This is a genomic window from Vagococcus fluvialis bH819 (genome assembly GCF_900163795.1).
GTDB classification, from domain to species: Bacteria; Bacillota; Bacilli; order Lactobacillales; family Vagococcaceae; genus Vagococcus; species Vagococcus fluvialis_A.
Window position 1 is genome coordinate 160,743 of record NZ_FWFD01000003.1, and the last position, 15,489, is coordinate 176,231.

Annotated in this window: 12 protein-coding genes; 2 read left to right on the forward strand and 10 right to left on the reverse strand. The window is 34.5% G+C overall.

The genetic code is table 11. The features are described 5' to 3' along the window. Nucleotides 1-19 precede the first annotated feature (19 nt). The 7 genes from hisS to ftcD form a co-directional block, all read right to left on the reverse strand. Nucleotides 20-1,342, reverse strand: a complete 1,323-nt coding sequence (gene hisS, locus FM121_RS01120) for a histidine--tRNA ligase (protein WP_086950316.1) — start codon at nt 1,340-1,342, stop codon at nt 20-22. A 132-nt stretch (nt 1,343-1,474) separates the two neighbouring features. Beyond that, the gene (gene hutH, locus FM121_RS01125) at nt 1,475-3,025 is read right to left on the reverse strand and encodes a histidine ammonia-lyase (protein WP_086950317.1); all 1,551 of its coding nucleotides are present in this window, start codon (nt 3,023-3,025) and stop codon (nt 1,475-1,477) included. A 143-nt stretch (nt 3,026-3,168) separates the two neighbouring features. After that, a complete protein-coding gene (locus FM121_RS01130) occupies nt 3,169-4,479 on the reverse strand; it encodes an APC family permease (RefSeq protein WP_086950318.1) in 1,311 nt (436 codons plus the stop codon). Nucleotides 4,480-4,684: 205 nt separating this feature from the next. Further along, nucleotides 4,685-5,281 carry a HutD family protein gene (locus tag FM121_RS01135; protein WP_179203763.1) on the reverse strand — a complete coding sequence of 199 codons (597 nt, stop codon included), beginning with the start codon at nt 5,279-5,281 and terminating at the stop codon, nt 4,685-4,687. A 16-nt stretch (nt 5,282-5,297) separates the two neighbouring features. Beyond that, a complete protein-coding gene (locus FM121_RS01140; RefSeq protein ID WP_086950320.1) occupies nt 5,298-6,974 on the reverse strand; it encodes a formate--tetrahydrofolate ligase in 1,677 nt (558 codons plus the stop codon). A 57-nt stretch (nt 6,975-7,031) separates the two neighbouring features. Then, nucleotides 7,032-7,658: a cyclodeaminase/cyclohydrolase family protein gene (locus tag FM121_RS01145; protein ID WP_086950321.1), complete on the reverse strand. Its 627-nt coding sequence runs from the start codon at nt 7,656-7,658 to the stop codon at nt 7,032-7,034. A gap of 14 nt (nt 7,659-7,672) precedes the next feature. Then, nucleotides 7,673-8,572 (reverse strand): glutamate formimidoyltransferase, encoded by a 900-nt coding sequence (gene ftcD / locus FM121_RS01150; RefSeq protein WP_086950322.1) that lies wholly within the window; start codon nt 8,570-8,572, stop codon nt 7,673-7,675. Between the two features lie 655 nt (nt 8,573-9,227). On the opposite strand from ftcD, the gene glmL reads away from it, so the two are divergent. Next, nucleotides 9,228-10,616 carry a methylaspartate mutase accessory protein GlmL gene (glmL, locus tag FM121_RS01155; protein ID WP_086950323.1) on the forward strand — a complete coding sequence of 463 codons (1,389 nt, stop codon included), beginning with the start codon at nt 9,228-9,230 and terminating at the stop codon, nt 10,614-10,616. A gap of 157 nt (nt 10,617-10,773) precedes the next feature. Here glmL and FM121_RS01160 read toward each other — a convergent pair whose 3' ends face one another. Next, nucleotides 10,774-11,754, reverse strand: coding sequence for a LacI family DNA-binding transcriptional regulator (locus tag FM121_RS01160; RefSeq protein WP_086950464.1), 981 nt, complete (start codon nt 11,752-11,754; stop codon nt 10,774-10,776). A gap of 117 nt (nt 11,755-11,871) precedes the next feature. Between FM121_RS01160 and FM121_RS01165 the strand changes: the two genes are divergently transcribed. After that, entirely contained in the window at nt 11,872-13,266 is a 1,395-nt protein-coding gene (locus FM121_RS01165; RefSeq protein WP_086950324.1) for a 6-phospho-beta-glucosidase, read from the forward strand. Nucleotides 13,267-13,317: 51 nt separating this feature from the next. Here the strand turns inward: FM121_RS01165 and FM121_RS01170 are convergent, their stop codons facing one another. Both FM121_RS01170 and treR read right to left on the reverse strand, forming a co-directional pair. After that, nucleotides 13,318-14,640 (reverse strand): APC family permease, encoded by a 1,323-nt coding sequence (locus FM121_RS01170; protein WP_086950325.1) that lies wholly within the window; start codon nt 14,638-14,640, stop codon nt 13,318-13,320. 108 nt (nt 14,641-14,748) lie between these two features. Beyond that, the gene (gene treR / locus FM121_RS01175; protein WP_086950326.1) at nt 14,749-15,462 is read right to left on the reverse strand and encodes a trehalose operon repressor; all 714 of its coding nucleotides are present in this window, start codon (nt 15,460-15,462) and stop codon (nt 14,749-14,751) included. Nucleotides 15,463-15,489 lie beyond the last annotated feature (27 nt).

Sequence of the window (15,489 nt, forward strand, 5' to 3'; positions counted from 1 at the left end):
CACTTCTCAAAACTCCCTTTTATTTCTTGTTCTTACATTTACAATTTTTAGGAATATTTTCTCCAACAATCCCTTTAAAATCAGCGTATAAATCACTTAATTTCACTTCTTCTTCAACACCAGTATCCATATTCTTCATACGAACAACTTCTCGTTCTAATTCATCGTCACCAATCGTTAAAGCAACTTTAGCATTGAGTTTAGATGCTGTTTTGAATTGTGCTTTGGCTTTACGATTTGAGTAGTCACGCTCAGCTGTATAGCCTGCTTCTCTAACTTTTTGGATTAATTTCAACGTTTCAATATTGGTTTTTTCGCCAAGACCAACTACGTAAACATCTACTCCTGGAGTTGTCGGAAGCGCTACTCCTTCAGCTTCCATGCTAATAATCGCACGTTCTAAGCCTAAAGCATAACCAAAGGCTGCATCATGACTATCAGGTCCTTCAAATTCTTTCACTAAACCATCATAACGACCACCAGCACAAATTGTTGTAATTTTACCATTATAGCCTGGTGCATTACTCATAATTTCAAAAACAGTGTGGTTGTAGTAATCTAACCCACGAACCATGCGATGATCGACTACATAGTCAACATCTACTGCATCTAATAATTCTTTAACTTCTTCAAAGAATTTAGCTGAATACTCATCTAAATAATCTAAAATAGACGGTGCATTTTCAACAATCACTTTGTCTTTTTCATCTTTACTATCTAAAACTCGTAAGGGATTAGTGTGTAAACGACGTTGTGAATCGCCACTTAATTCATCAAATTGTGGTTCTAAATAATCAATTAATGCTTGACGATATTCCATACGACATTCCCTTGTACCTAAAGAATTAATTACTAATTTAGTATGAGTAACGCCTAATTCTCTATAAAAGTCTAACGCAGAAAGAATTCCTTCCACATCAATGGCAGGATTAGCACTTCCAATCATTTCAATACCAATTTGGTGAAATTGACGGAAACGACCAAATTGGGCGCGTTCATAACGGAACATTGGTCCGATGTAAAAGGCTTTAAATGGATTTTGGTGTTCTGGTCCAAATAATTTGTTTTCTACATAAGATCTAACAAGTGGGGCTGTATTTTCAGGACGTAAGGTAATATGGCGCCCACCCTTATCTTGGAAATCATACATTTCTTTTGTCACAATATCTGTTGTATCTCCAACACCACGAGTGATTACTTCAATATGCTCAAACATCGGTGTTCTTACTTCATGAATGTCATAACGCTTAAATACTTTTCTTGCGACCGTTTCTACATATTGCCATTTTTCTACCTCACCTGGTAATATATCTGCGGTTCCTTTTGGTTTTTGATATCCCATATATAACACTTCCTCTTATTATTGTTAAGTTTATAGTACAAAAAAAAGGGAGCTGATACAAGTCCTCCCCCTTCTTTTTGCAAATAAAGCCCCGAATATCTAAATATTCGGAAGCTTTATTGTATTTAATTTTTATTTGAAGTCAAATTCAATTTCTAAATCGACTACTTCTTCAACGGCTCTTAATAAATCACCACTGATTAAAACATCAGTTGCTTTTTCTAATTCATCGTAGATTTCAATGTCTTTATCATTTTCAATGACATTAACATATTTTCTAAATGTATCATAGGCTACTTGAGTCCCTTTACCCATCACACCACGATCTGATACAAATTCGATGGCTTGACAAGCAGCCATGATTTCAGTTGCAACAATACGACGAGAGTTGATTAAGATATCACGAGCTGTACGAGCTGCAGTTGTTCCCATACTTACAAAGTCTTCTTGGTTTTCACAAGATGTAATTGAGTCAACACTTGCTGGATGAGCTAAAATTTTGTTTTCTGATGCTAATGAAGCAGCAGCGTATTGTGTAATCATGAAACCAGAGTTAACACCTGGATGTTTCACTAAGAATGAAGGTAATCCACTTAAGTTAGTGTTAACTAAGCGTTCCACACGACGTTCAGATACGTTACCAATTTCAGCAGCACCAATTCCTAAATAGTCAAATGGTTGTGCCATTGGTTCACCGTGGAAGTTACCACCAGAGATAACATCCCCACTACGAGTAATGATTGGGTTATCTGTTACAGAGTTAATTTCAATTTCAACTTTTGTTTTAACAAAAGCGATTGTATCTTTACTTGCACCGTGAATTTGAGGCATACAACGTAATGAGTAAGCATCTTGTACACGTTCAGCTGTTGCTGGTGTTGTTAAAGTACTTCCTGCAATCAATGCACGAACATTTTTAGCAGTTGCTAATTGTCCACTGTGAGGGCGGATAATATGTAATTCTTCGTCAAACGCATTAACGATTCCGTTATGTACTTCTAATGATAAGGCTCCTGCAATATCAGCAAGTTTTAATAATTCGATTGAATCATGAGTAGCTAAAGCACCAATTGCTGTTAATACAGTTGTACCGTTGATTAAAGCTAAACCTTCTTTAGCTTCTAAGTGGATTACAGGAACGCCTGCTTTTTCCATTGCTTCTTTACCAGTCATTAATTCTCCGTTAAAGAAAGCACGGCCTAAACCTAACATTGGTAATACCATATGTGATAATGGTGCTAAATCTCCTGAAGCTCCTAAAGATCCTTTTTCTGGAATGTGAGGAACGACACCATTATTTAACATTGCCATTAATGTTTCGATTGTACTTAAACGGATACCTGAGTGTCCTTTTAATAAAGAGTTAACACGGATTAACATGATTGCACGAACTTCGTCTTCTTTTAAAGGATCGCCAAAGCCGCTTGAGTGAGTACGGATTAAGTTTTCTTGTAATTGACGTGTTTCCTCTTGTGGAATACTTACTTTTACTAAAGAACCAAAACCAGTATTTACACCGTAAACAGTGCGTTTACTTTCAACAATGTCATCAATAATTTTACGAGATGCTTTAACGGCATCAATAGCTGTTTCAGCTAATGCAATTTGAGTTCCTTTACGTGATACTTCAACAACTTGATCCAATGTTAAATCTCTACCATTTAAAATAATTTTTTCGCTCATTATCAATTTTCCTCCTATGGGTTCTAGTTTTTCTAGAGCCATCTGATTACATTTAACCTAATGTTTAAACTTTATTACTTATGTTGCCTAACCTATAACCTTATTATAATCAATGTTATCTAAAAAATGTCAAATTTTAGAGATTAACTTGTTTGTTTTTTACTGCCATTTAAGACAAAGTATAAAATTCCTGCAATGACGATACCGACACCACCAGCAATCAAGCTACTTGAATTAGCTCCCTCTTTCAACATCCAAATACTAACGACAATTGCTAAAATTGGAATCGTTGGTCCGAGTGGTAATCTAAAGGCTGTTTTAGCATCTGGATTTTTCTTACGTAAGAAAATAACCGCTAATGCTGTTGGAATATATTGGATGAAACGGAACACAACACTAAGTTCTGCTAATTGTTCAAAACTACCAGTTAATAATAAACCAGAAGTTAACACACATGAGACGATAATCGCCACATATGGCGCTTCTTTAGAGTTTTTCTTAGCAAATACTTTTGGTAATAAACCTTCGTCAGCGATTGAAGCGCCGTATCTAGGAATCATCATTGAATCCCCAACGTTAAGACCTAAGATTGAAATTAATGCTCCTACTGAGATAATCCATTTACCCCATGGACCAACCATTTGTCCAAAAGCATCTTGAACAGGTGCGCCACTTTCTAAAATACCGACACCTAACATTGCAATTGTTCCTGCAATAATCATAAAATAAAGAACTGATACCACTGTAATTGATCCTAAAATCGCACGCGGCATATTTTTCTTCGCATCTCTCATTTCACCAGCAACTACTGGTAATGCTTCAAATCCGATAAATGCGTAGAAAATTGTCATTGATGTTGAACCTAATGCTTTGGATAATGACATACCTTCTTTAAGTCGTAAGAATGGTGTAAAGTTACCGTTATCAAATCCACCTTTTAAGAAGAAGATTGAGATAAATACAAAGGCAACAATTGGAATTAATTTAGCAATTGTTACTGTGATTGTAAAGATTTTAGATGATTTTAATCCGGTACTGTTAATAATAGATAATAAAATAACTAGTGCAATACTAATAAATGTATTCATACCCTTTAAAGCTGGAAAAGCCATGATTAACAGCTTAGCAAATCCTGCCGCCATCGCTGACCAGGCGATAATTGTTACAAACCAACCAAGTAATCCCACGATAAATCCGACAAAATCTCCAAATGCTGATTTAGAGTATTGGAAAGCTCCTCCGTTTTTATCAAAGTAACAAGATACTTCCGCAAAACACACAGCAAGTAATAATACTAACACCGCATCAAAAAGCATTGCTAGTAGCGACGCTGGACCTAAATCCATATAAATAGTACGTGGTAATAAGAAAATTCCTGAGCCGACTACTGCGTTAATTCCATATAACGTCGCGCCGCTCAAACTGAATTTTGCATTTTCTGTTTCTGAACTCATTGTAAATCCCCTCTCTGATCTGTCAGATCACTTAACTTTGGTTCTTTTTTTACATCCAAATTTTTAAAATTTAAAGAGTTTATCAAAAAGACTTCCTATCCAAATCTGTTTTCTGACGAAACGGACGGTTCACTTACGTTCTATTTCAAGTTTTGTCACTATCTTTCTGGCAATTTTTTGATACGCTCTTCTTGCATCTTTTTTGTCAACGGACACTCACTTCAACAACAATCGGCAGGCGTCCTTCTATAGTCGAACAAACTTTAACTTTTTCTCCACCGAGAGTATCAGTTAAAACTAAACTATCACCTTTTTTAACATTAATTATTTCTTTTTCAGCTGATGTTCCATTAATGATCAACTGACTATCTTCTAAGGCAAAATAAAGATAAAAGACATTCTTTTTCAATACTATTTCTGCATCAGATTGTCTAGTCGTCATTTCACCACCATATTTTGGTAAGTAGATTAAATTGAAATCTGTACATTTTCCAAAACTTTTTGTTATATCACTTCCACAAAAGTAATCTGTTTGAAATGGTGCCAAAACTTCTTTTCGAAATCCTTTTTTGCCACTATGATGAAGTTCTAAAGGATTATCTAAAGACATAATAATGCGTTTGTATTCAGGCAAACTAGAAAAATTACTTTCATTTAACGAAACTTTCGCAGTTGAAATTCTAAAATCAAATTTATTTAAAGCATACTGCCCATCTGGTGGGTAGAGAAACACTTCTGCTGTTTCTCCACCACTCCAGTTAGACACTGAATAATCAGATTGTGAGATAATTTTTTTGTTCATCTCTTTCACCTTTTTTCTAGAATAAACCGATAATGTTACCATCTGAATCAATATCAATTCTTTCTGATGCTGGTGATTTTGGTAAACCTGGCATTGTCATAACAGCTCCCGTAAGTGCGACAATAAATCCAGCCCCTGCAGATACTTTTAAGTTACGAATAGTCACTGTAAAGTCTTTAGGTGCTCCAATCTTAGTTTGATCATCAGAGAATGAATATTGCGTTTTAGCCATACAAATTGGTAAGTTTCCAAAACCTAATTCTTCTAATTTTTTCAATTGTTTACGAGCAGCAGGAACGATTTCTACGCCAGTTCCACCATAAACTTTTTGAACAATTTTGTTTAATTTTTCTTCAATAGTATCTTCTAAATCATAAACAAATTTGAAGTTGTTTGGACGTTCAGCTAATTCGATTACTTTCTCAGCTAAATCTTTCCCACCTTCACCACCGTTAGCCCATACGTCTGAAAGAACAACGTCTACGCCACGCTCTTTACAAGCTTCTTCTACAGCTAGTAATTCAGCATCTGTATCTAATGGGAATTTGTTGATTGCTACAACAACTGGCATACCATAAACTTCTTGAATGTTTTCAATATGTTTGTCTAAGTTAGTTAAACCAGCCATAACTGCTTCAACATTTTCTGGTTCTAATTCTTTTTTAGGAACGCCACCATGCATTTTAAGAGCACGAATTGTTGCTACTAAAACAACTGCGTCTGGTTTTAAGTTTCCTAAGCGACATTTGATGTCGATGAATTTTTCAGCACCTAAGTCAGCTCCAAAACCAGCTTCTGTAATTGCATAATCAGCATATTTTAATGCTAATTTAGTTGCGATCACACTGTTACAACCATGAGCGATATTGGCAAATGGGCCACCGTGGATGATTGCAGGTGTGTGTTCTAATGTTTGAACTAAGTTTGGATGGATCGCATCTTTAAGTAAGGCAGCTAAAGCGCCACCTGCTTTTAAGTCTCCTGCAGTTACTGGGTTACCTTCAAAGTTGTAACCAATAATCATTTTGTTAAGTTTTACTTTTAAATCATCTGGATCGTTAGCTAAACATAAAACAGCCATAATTTCAGATGCTACAGTAATATCATATCCGTCTTCACGAGGCACACCATTGACACGACCTTGAAGTCCGTTAACAATATGGCGTAATTGACGGTCATTCATATCCACAACACGTTTCCAAGTAATGTTACGGCTGTCAATGTTTAATGCGTTACCGTGGTGAATATGGTTGTCGATTAAAGCAGCTAAAAGGTTGTTAGCAGCTCCAATGGCATGGAAGTCACCCGTAAAGTGTAAGTTAATATCTTCCATAGGAACAACTTGTGCGTGTCCTCCACCAGCAGCGCCACCTTTAACACCAAAGACAGGTCCTAATGATGGTTCTCTTAAAGCGATCATGGCAGTTTTACCTAATTTAGCAAATCCATCAGCTAAACCAACAGAAGTTGTTGTTTTACCTTCTCCAGCTGGAGTGGGTGTAATAGCTGTTACTAAGATTAATTTACCATCTTTTTTATCTTGTAATTTACCTAATTCGTGTGCGCTTAATTTAGCTTTATAATTTCCGTAAAGAGTTAATTGATCTTCTTCAATTCCTAAAGGAGCAACTACATCTTTAATAGGTTTCATTGTAACTTGGTTTGCAATTTCAATATCTGATAAATATGACATGTGTAAAATTTCATCCTTTCATTCTTAGAAAAACTAATTTTTTATTTTTTTAAAGATTTAAACGACTTTTAATGTTTCAACATAAATATCATCAGCTAAGGCAGTTCCCATTGCTAATAATTTTTCACCTTCGCCACGATGTTGTGCGACAAATTCTTCATTTTTAATACCTGAAAGGTTAATTAAAACATTTAACCAAGCACCTTGAAGACCTGCTTTTAAGTTAAGTGCTGCAACACCTAAATCACTTGCTGCATTTGTATTAGATTTACCAATAGCTTTTTGAGTAACTTCTAAAGCATTAACCATTAATTTCATCATTCTAAATGGAGATTCAGCTGCACCTTCTAAAGCTGATTGCATTGCTTTACGTCGTGCTGCTTTGTCTTCATCTGTTTCTTTTGGCATACTGAAAACTGCAGAAACCACGTTAAAAGCTTCTGTATCTTCGTCAATCGCTTTTAATAAGTGATCTTGAAGTGCTTTTGTTTCATCAAAGACTAATTTAATTTCATCTTCGAATTCAGCGTATTTTTTCTTACCAATTGTTAATTCACACACCATTTTAGTTAATGAGATTCCCATTGCTGCTGATAAAGCTGCCGCAGAACCACCACCAGGAGCTGGCGCGTCTGAACCTAATGTTTCAATAAAATCTGTTACTGTTAAGTCTACTAATTTCATCTATGTGTCTCTCCTTATCCTAATAAGTGGTTTTCTAAAATTTGTTTGCCATAATCAAAGTCTTCTACTTGCAAGTAGTACTCAGCACAATCAATCATTGCTTTAGCTGGAGTTAATCCAATGATTTCACTTCCGATGATGTTAACACCATAACGTTTAGCTTCCATACGGATTGTTTCAAATGTTCTATATAATGGCGTTCCTTCAAAGTTAACCATATTCATTGATACTTGAGCGATGTTACGATCTTCTAACATAACGCCGATACCTTTAGCATATTTGAATCCACCACCTGAAGCACGGATAATTTTAGCAATTTTGTTAGCAATTGTAATATCTGATGTATCTAAGTTTACGTTGAATGCTACAAGTGGCATTCTTGCTCCTACAGCTGTAATTCCAGCAGTTGGATGGATTTTTCTTTCACCAAAATCTGGTGCCCATTCTTCTTCTTTTAATTTTTCGGGCATTCCTTCAAATTGTCCTTTGCGAACTTTCGCTAAGTTTTTACGACTTGGCGTAGAAGCTGAATCTTCATATAAGAAAATCGGAATATTTAATTCGTCATTAATTCGTTTAGCTACTTTTTTAGAAATTTCAACACATTCTTCAACTGAAGAATCTTTAATAGGAATAAATGGAACAACATCTGTTGCACCCATACGTGGATGTTCACCGTGTTGTTTTGTCATATCAATGTTTTCACTTGCATATTTTACTAATTGGAATGCTGCTTCTTGGATCCCTACTTCGTCACCTACTAATGTAAATACGCTACGATTGTGGCTAGCGTCTGATGAATGATCTAAAAGAGTCACTCCTCCAACACTTTTAGCAATTGATACTAATCCATTAATTACCTCTTCATTTTTACCTTCACTAAAATTTGGTACACATTCAATTATTTTTGCCATTGAAACAACTTCCTCTCTATTTTTGTTAAAAACAAATGACAGTAAGTATTCTTACCTCATTCTATTTTAATATACATTATACTTAATAAAAACAAATCAGTGAACTACCGAACAAAAATTTCTTGTAAACTTCCCCTTTTGAAAAAGTTAGTTTTTTGTTTTTTGTCAAGTACAGCGCTTTCAATTACACACAAAGAATAACACTGCTTTTTTTGTGTGTCAACACGCCTAACACCTTAAATTACATAGTTTATAAGCATTATTCTTAAATATTTATTCTTCATTTTAAACTGATTTTTTTGTTATTTAATTTTTCTATTTTTTATTATTATTGCTTGCTGCCTATTTTTGACATTTTTTTGACTTTCACCCTTTTTACTTATAATAGTTTGCCTATATAACAATATCTTGTTTAAATAAAAACAAAGATATTCTTTATTAAACAGCTGTTACTTTCTGTCAAAATAAAATCATATTTGCTATTCTTTTATTATTTTTTTTCATATTTTTTATTTTATCATTATTTATAAAAAATAAAATCCCACTCCACCCAAACTTTTACACTATCAATTTAGACGCTCATTTGACGGAAAATAGATAACTAAAAAAACTATAAAATAACATTTTTTTATTTTTAAAGAAAGAAGGAAATATAATGACTGCTTGTTTACTGATTGATTTTGGGAGTACCTATACAAAATTAACTGCTGTCGATTTAACTCAGGAGATAATTTTAGGGACCTCAAAATCAAAAACTACAATTGAAACATCTATTATGGATGGTTTTTATACAGCTAAAAAAGAACTACTTGAAAAAATAGATCAACCCAATATAGAATTTAAACATCATTTCGCTTGTTCATCTGCTCGTGGTGGGTTTAGAATGATTGCTATTGGTCTTTCTCCAACTCTAACAACTGAAGCAGCAAAAAGAGCAGCTTTGGGGGCTGGCACTCGAATCCTTAAAGTTTATAGTTATGGTCTTAAGAAAGAAGATATTGTAGAAATCGAAACACTCAATCCTGATATTATTCTAGTTTGCGGTGGGACGAACGGGGGTAATACGGAAGGCATTATCAATGATACTAAACTACTTACCTCATTAAGACAGCCATTTCCACTTGTCGTTGCCGGAAATGAAGAAGCTTATCCTATAATTGAAGAACTACTGAAAACTACAAATCTTCCTTACTATTTAACTGAGAACGTCATGCCACAAATAAACGTCTTAAATGATCAACCGACTAGGGAAATTTTACGAGATATTTTCATGAAAAAAATTGTAGAAGCTAAAGGAATGGATACAGCAGAAAAAGAAATTGGCAATATTTTAATGCCTACACCAACAGCAGTTCTTCACGCTGCAGAACTATTGGCAAATGGAACTGCAACCGAGAACGGCCTTGATAGTGTCCTCGTAATTGACATTGGTGGCGCCACTACGGATTTGCATTCTATTGGTGATGGCAAACCCAGTAATCCAGAAATACGAATGGAAGGTTTACAAGAACCTAATTCTAAAAGAACAGTGGAAGGTGATCTTGGTATGAGATATTCTGCTCTTAGTTTATTGGAATCTGTAAAATATAAGAAATTTAACCATTATCTACCTGATATGGAAGAAGAAGATATTTATCGAGCATGCGCCTTTCGTTCTACTCATCCAGAAATGGTCGCTAAAACTACTGGAGAAACTAATTTTGATGAAGTAATGGGGAAAATAGCTATCGAAACAGCTTTCAATCGGCATGCTGGTAGTTATCGTAGAGAACCCACCCCTTCACGTATTTTACTTTATCAAACAGGTAAAGATTTAGGTGCGTTCGATGCTATTATAGGAACTGGTGGAATCTTGATTCACAGTAAAAAATCAGAAGAGATGATGGCTGCTTGTTTACGTGTAGAAAATGATTCCTATTTAAAACCTATCCAACCTAATTTTTATTTAGATCAGTCTTATATTTTATCTGCTATGGGACTTCTTTCTGATAAATTTCCTGATATTGCCTTAAGAATATTAAAAAAATATCTTGTAAAACTTTAACAAAATAAGAGTTTAAAACAGAAGTATTCATAATTAAGGGAGTGTGGCTTACGTTTGTCATACCCCTTATTTTTTATTTATTGAACTAGCAAGGGATAGAATGTTTGCTCCCACGTCAACTTCACCCAAAAAACATTTGATCTACTCTTTTATTTTATTATGTTCGATTTACAATTGTTTTTCGTTTTATTATTTTTGTTGTTAGTTTTTTTTCAGCTATATTTTCCTCATTCAATTGATTATATAAATAGATAAACGAATTATAGGCTTGTTTTTCAATCGAGTAATCAACGGTTGTTAAGTGCATCAACTCGCTGATTTCACTATTATCAAATCCTAATACACCGATATTTTCTGGTGACTTAAACCCTTTTTCTTCAATTCTAGATATGAATTGAGCGGCTATGTAATCAGAATAAAAAGCTAGAACATCCGGTTTACTCTTACTGTCAATCCACTTTTCTCCGATTAATTTGCCATCATCATATAAAGAAGATTCTTGAATCAACCACTCATCATCTAATTTAAGTCCTTTATTTTGATGAAATTCATGAAGTGCTTTTAGCCGCGCTTTAGTATTTAAATTTTGTGAATTGCCAAGTACATGACCAAACTGACGATAACCTTGATTATACAAATAATTAAGAGCTTTTAAATATCCTTCATAGTGATCAAAATAAGAAGAGTAAATCCAATCTTCCTCAATTCGGTTCCAAGTTGAAATTGGTCCATATTGACTAAATTTTTTTATAACTTCCCACTCATTAGTTCTTGTCAAAATAAAAATTCCATCAATTTGTTTAAATTTCATTTGATTCAACGCCTCAATCTCCTTTTGTTTATCCTCACTTGTTAAGTATAGATTGACAAAATAACCATATTTTTTAGCAGTCTCCATAAAAACTTGTAAAAATTTTCCCATTGTATTCATATAGCTAGGTGCTATAAATCCGATTGTTTTTGTCACACCTGATTGAAATTGTCTAGCTAAAATATTGGGAATATAGCCAATTTCCTCCATTGCGCTTAAAACTTTTTTTCGACTTTCTTTACTAACATAACCATTATCTGTTAACACTCTTGAAACGGTTGATTTTGATACTCCAGCAGTTTTTGCGACATCAATAATTGTTGGCATTTTAATCTGTCCTTTTTTTATTTTAATTTTAGCATAAATAATGCTTGACATGGGAACATTCCCACAAAGTATCCTAAATTTGTAAGCGAATTAATTATTAATTTTAGGAGGAAAAACATGAGTAGAGATGCTTTGAAAATCGTAACTATTGGTGGCGGTTCTAGTTATACACCAGAATTAATTGAAGGATATATTAAAAGACAGGATCAATTGCCGATTAAAGAAATTTGGCTAGTTGATATTGAAGAAGGCAAAGAAAAATTAGAAATTGTTGGCGAAATGGCAAAAAGAATGGTCAAGGCAGCAGGTCTTGATTGGCGTGTTTATTTAACATTAGATCGTCAGGAAGCTCTAAAAGATGCTGATTTTGTTTCCACACAATTTAGAGTTGGCCTTTTAGAAGCACGTGTTAAAGATGAGAGAATTCCCTTGTCACATGGTGTTTTAGGACAAGAAACAAACGGGGCTGGAGGCATTTTTAAAGCTCTACGAACAATCCCTGTCATTTTAAGCATCATCGAAGACATGAAAGAATTATGTCCTGACGCTTGGTTAGTTAACTTTACCAATCCGGCAGGCATGGTGACAGAAGCAGCTATCAAACATGGTGGTTGGGCAAAAACAGCCGGTCTTTGTAATGTGCCAATTGGACATAGAAAACAAGCCGCTGAAAAATTAAATGTTCCAGAAGAAGATTTATTCTTCAAGTTTGCTGGAATTAATCATTTCCATTGGCACCGTGTTTGGGATAAAGCCGGCAATGAACGCACTGACGAATTAATTGATTTAATTTATGGTCCACAGAATGAGCAAGAAAGTCATCTTAAAAATATTTGGGATGCTCCTTTCCACTATGAACAACTAAAAGATCTAGGATTACTACCTTGTGGCTACCATCGTTATTACTACATTGAAGATGAGATGCTACAACACTCTGTCGAAGAATTCAAGCGTGGTGAAACTCGTGCACAAGTTGTTAAAGAAACTGAAGCTAAACTTTTCGATCTTTATAAAGACCCAAATCTAGACTATAAACCAAAAGAATTAGAACAACGTGGCGGCACTCACTATAGTGATGCTGCATGTGAGTTAATTGCTTCGATTTTCAATGATAAGAGAACTGATATGGTTGTATCTACTCAAAATAATGGTACTATTACTGATTTACCTTACGATTGTGTCGTTGAGGTTTCAGGACCTGTCACTTCTCATGGCCACGAACCTTATAATTGGGGTAGCTTTCCACCTGCTGCTCGTGGCGTTATTCAAAACATGAAAGGTATGGAAGAAACGGTTATTAAAGCAGCGATTACAGGTAGTTACGGGGCTGCATTACATGCGTTTACTGTGAATCCTTTAATCCCTGGTGGAACAATGGCTAAAACTATTCTTGATGAATTATTGATTGCTCACAAAGATCATCTGCCACAATTTAAAGAGAGTATTGAAAAAATTGAAGCAACACAACCAGAAACTGTGGCTTATGTTACTGAGTTAATGAAAACAAACTAAGCTTATTGTGATGAAAAAGACCTCCACTCTAAAAAAGTGAAGAAAGACCAATTAGTCTTTCTTCACTTTTTTTGCTTGAATTAGATAGATTGGAACTCCTAGTAAAGTAATACCTATTCCTATAATAGCTAGCTTAAACTGGGTAATAATCGTTACCGCTAAGATAAAAACACCACCTACAATCGCTATAATCGGAATAACAGGATAAATAGGTACCTTGTAGGGACGGTTAAGTTCTGGTTCTCTTTTTCTCAAAATAAAAACTGCTACAAAAATCATGACACTAAAAATCCAAATGACAAATACCAACATGTCTGTTAACAAATCAAACGATCCTAAAGACATCATAATCATAGCGATTCCCACTTGTAAAAGTGCTGCTATATAAGGAATTTTTGTGTGTTTTGATAATTTTTTCAAATACTTACTTCCTATAAGAAGTTCTTCTTCTGCTAAAGCATAGGGTACTCTAATACCTGTCATTGTGTAGCCGTTTAGAGCACCATAAACAGAAAGTAAAATACCGATGGTTACTAATTTACCACCAAAGTCCCCAAAAAGTTTATTAGCAACATCACTGGCAGCATTCACATTTCCAACAATTGATTCAAAAGGTAACGTTTTTAAAAATACAAAATTAATCACAACATACACACAAGTTATAAAAAAAAGACCTGAAAAAATTGCTTTAGGTAAGTCTCTCTCCGGATTCTTCATCTCTCCAGCAACAGCTCCAACACCTAACCAACCATCATAAGCAAACAAGGTCGCAAATAATGCGCCACTGAATTGACTCATGAAACTGTGATTACCACTTGTTTGAGGAATCAATGAAATAGTTTCCCCACTCCCTTTAAACAATCCGACAACAATAATTAATAAAATGGGAATAAGTTTTAGAACCAAAGAAATTGATTGAAACCTTGAGGCAACTTTTGTTCCTAATAAGTTAATACATGTAACTGAAAAACCAACAACCATAGCGATTGGTAGTAAGTATCCCACCTTTAGTTGGAATAAATTAATTAATTGCGTACTAAATATAATCGATAGGGCCGCAATATTAGCTGGAAAATAAATCATCATCTGTGCCCAACCCAATAAGAATCCCCATAATTTTCCATAAGTATATTCAATATATTTAACTGCTCCACCAGTTTTAGGAATAGCTGTTGCCAACTCTGCACTTGTAAGACCTGCACATAAAGTAAGTATCCCACCAAGAGCCCAAGCCAGTAATGTCATGCCTGGCGATCCAGCTTCTTTTGTAACGGTTGCAACTTTAAAGAATACGCCCGCACCAATTACAGTCCCCATAACAGTTGAAAACGCACCTAATAGCGAAATTTCTTTTTTTAACTTTTCTTGTCCCATTGTTTCTCCTCCTAAACCTTTATCTAACTTTCACATACTCTAATTATTATTGTAAAATAATAACATTAAGACGAAGAGAACTCTCTTCGCCTTAATAGTAATATTTAATTAGGTTTTTCTTCGTCTAGCAAACTCTACAAATCTAAATTTATCCAAACGATGGAGGGACTCTGTGTACTCAAAGCATCTTGTATCTTCTAAATAAACTAAACTCTTAACAGCTACGACATGCTGATCTCCATGCAAATCCATTAAATCTCGAATCTCTTTAGTAACTGGTTCTACTGATATTTCTTTTTGAGCATAAGCAATGGTCAAATCAAGTTCTTCCTCAAAATACTTATAAATCGATTCTTCTGCTTTTTCTTTTGGTAACTCTTCAATAATCTCACTCAGTAGGAAGTCTTTATCTAAAATGACGACCTCTCCATCAATCTTTCTTTGTCTGACTACTTTCCAAATCTCAGACGCTACGGGCCATTCTGTTAATTTACTTAGCTCTTTAGATGTTGCTATTTTTTTTAATTCCACAACAATAGTTTCACTTGGTATACGCTGATTATCCTGTAACTCTTTATAACTGGTTAAACCTGATATCGGAAAGTCAAAACGATTCATATCCAATACAATGGAACCTTTTCCTTGCTTTTTATGAATATAACCAGCATTTGTTAATAAGTTTAAAGCTTTTCTAATCGTTTCTCTTGAAACACCATACATTTTTATTAACTGATTCTCACTAGGTAATAAAGTATGGGCCGGGTATTCATTGTTTAATATTTTTTCTTCTAAATCTAGAAAAATTTCTTTAAATTTGTTCATACAGTCGCTCCTCTATCACTTATTATA

Bases quoted from the DNA above. Each gene is read 5' to 3' on its own strand.
- hisS (WP_086950316.1), bottom strand. From the start codon at position 1,342: ATGGGATATCAAAAACCAAAAGGAACCGCAGATATATTACCAGGTGAG.
- hutH (WP_086950317.1), bottom strand. From the start codon at position 3,025: ATGAGCGAAAAAATTATTTTAAATGGTAGAGATTTAACATTGGATCAA.
- FM121_RS01130 (WP_086950318.1), bottom strand. From the start codon at position 4,479: ATGAGTTCAGAAACAGAAAATGCAAAATTCAGTTTGAGCGGCGCGACG.
- FM121_RS01135 (WP_179203763.1), bottom strand. From the start codon at position 5,281: ATGAACAAAAAAATTATCTCACAATCTGATTATTCAGTGTCTAACTGG.
- FM121_RS01140 (WP_086950320.1), bottom strand. From the start codon at position 6,974: ATGTCATATTTATCAGATATTGAAATTGCAAACCAAGTTACAATGAAA.
- FM121_RS01145 (WP_086950321.1), bottom strand. From the start codon at position 7,658: ATGAAATTAGTAGACTTAACAGTAACAGATTTTATTGAAACATTAGGT.
- ftcD (WP_086950322.1), bottom strand. From the start codon at position 8,572: ATGGCAAAAATAATTGAATGTGTACCAAATTTTAGTGAAGGTAAAAAT.
- glmL (WP_086950323.1), top strand. From the start codon at position 9,228: ATGACTGCTTGTTTACTGATTGATTTTGGGAGTACCTATACAAAATTA.
- FM121_RS01160 (WP_086950464.1), bottom strand. From the start codon at position 11,754: ATGCCAACAATTATTGATGTCGCAAAAACTGCTGGAGTATCAAAATCA.
- FM121_RS01165 (WP_086950324.1), top strand. From the start codon at position 11,872: ATGAGTAGAGATGCTTTGAAAATCGTAACTATTGGTGGCGGTTCTAGT.
- FM121_RS01170 (WP_086950325.1), bottom strand. From the start codon at position 14,640: ATGGGACAAGAAAAGTTAAAAAAAGAAATTTCGCTATTAGGTGCGTTT.
- treR (WP_086950326.1), bottom strand. From the start codon at position 15,462: ATGAACAAATTTAAAGAAATTTTTCTAGATTTAGAAGAAAAAATATTA.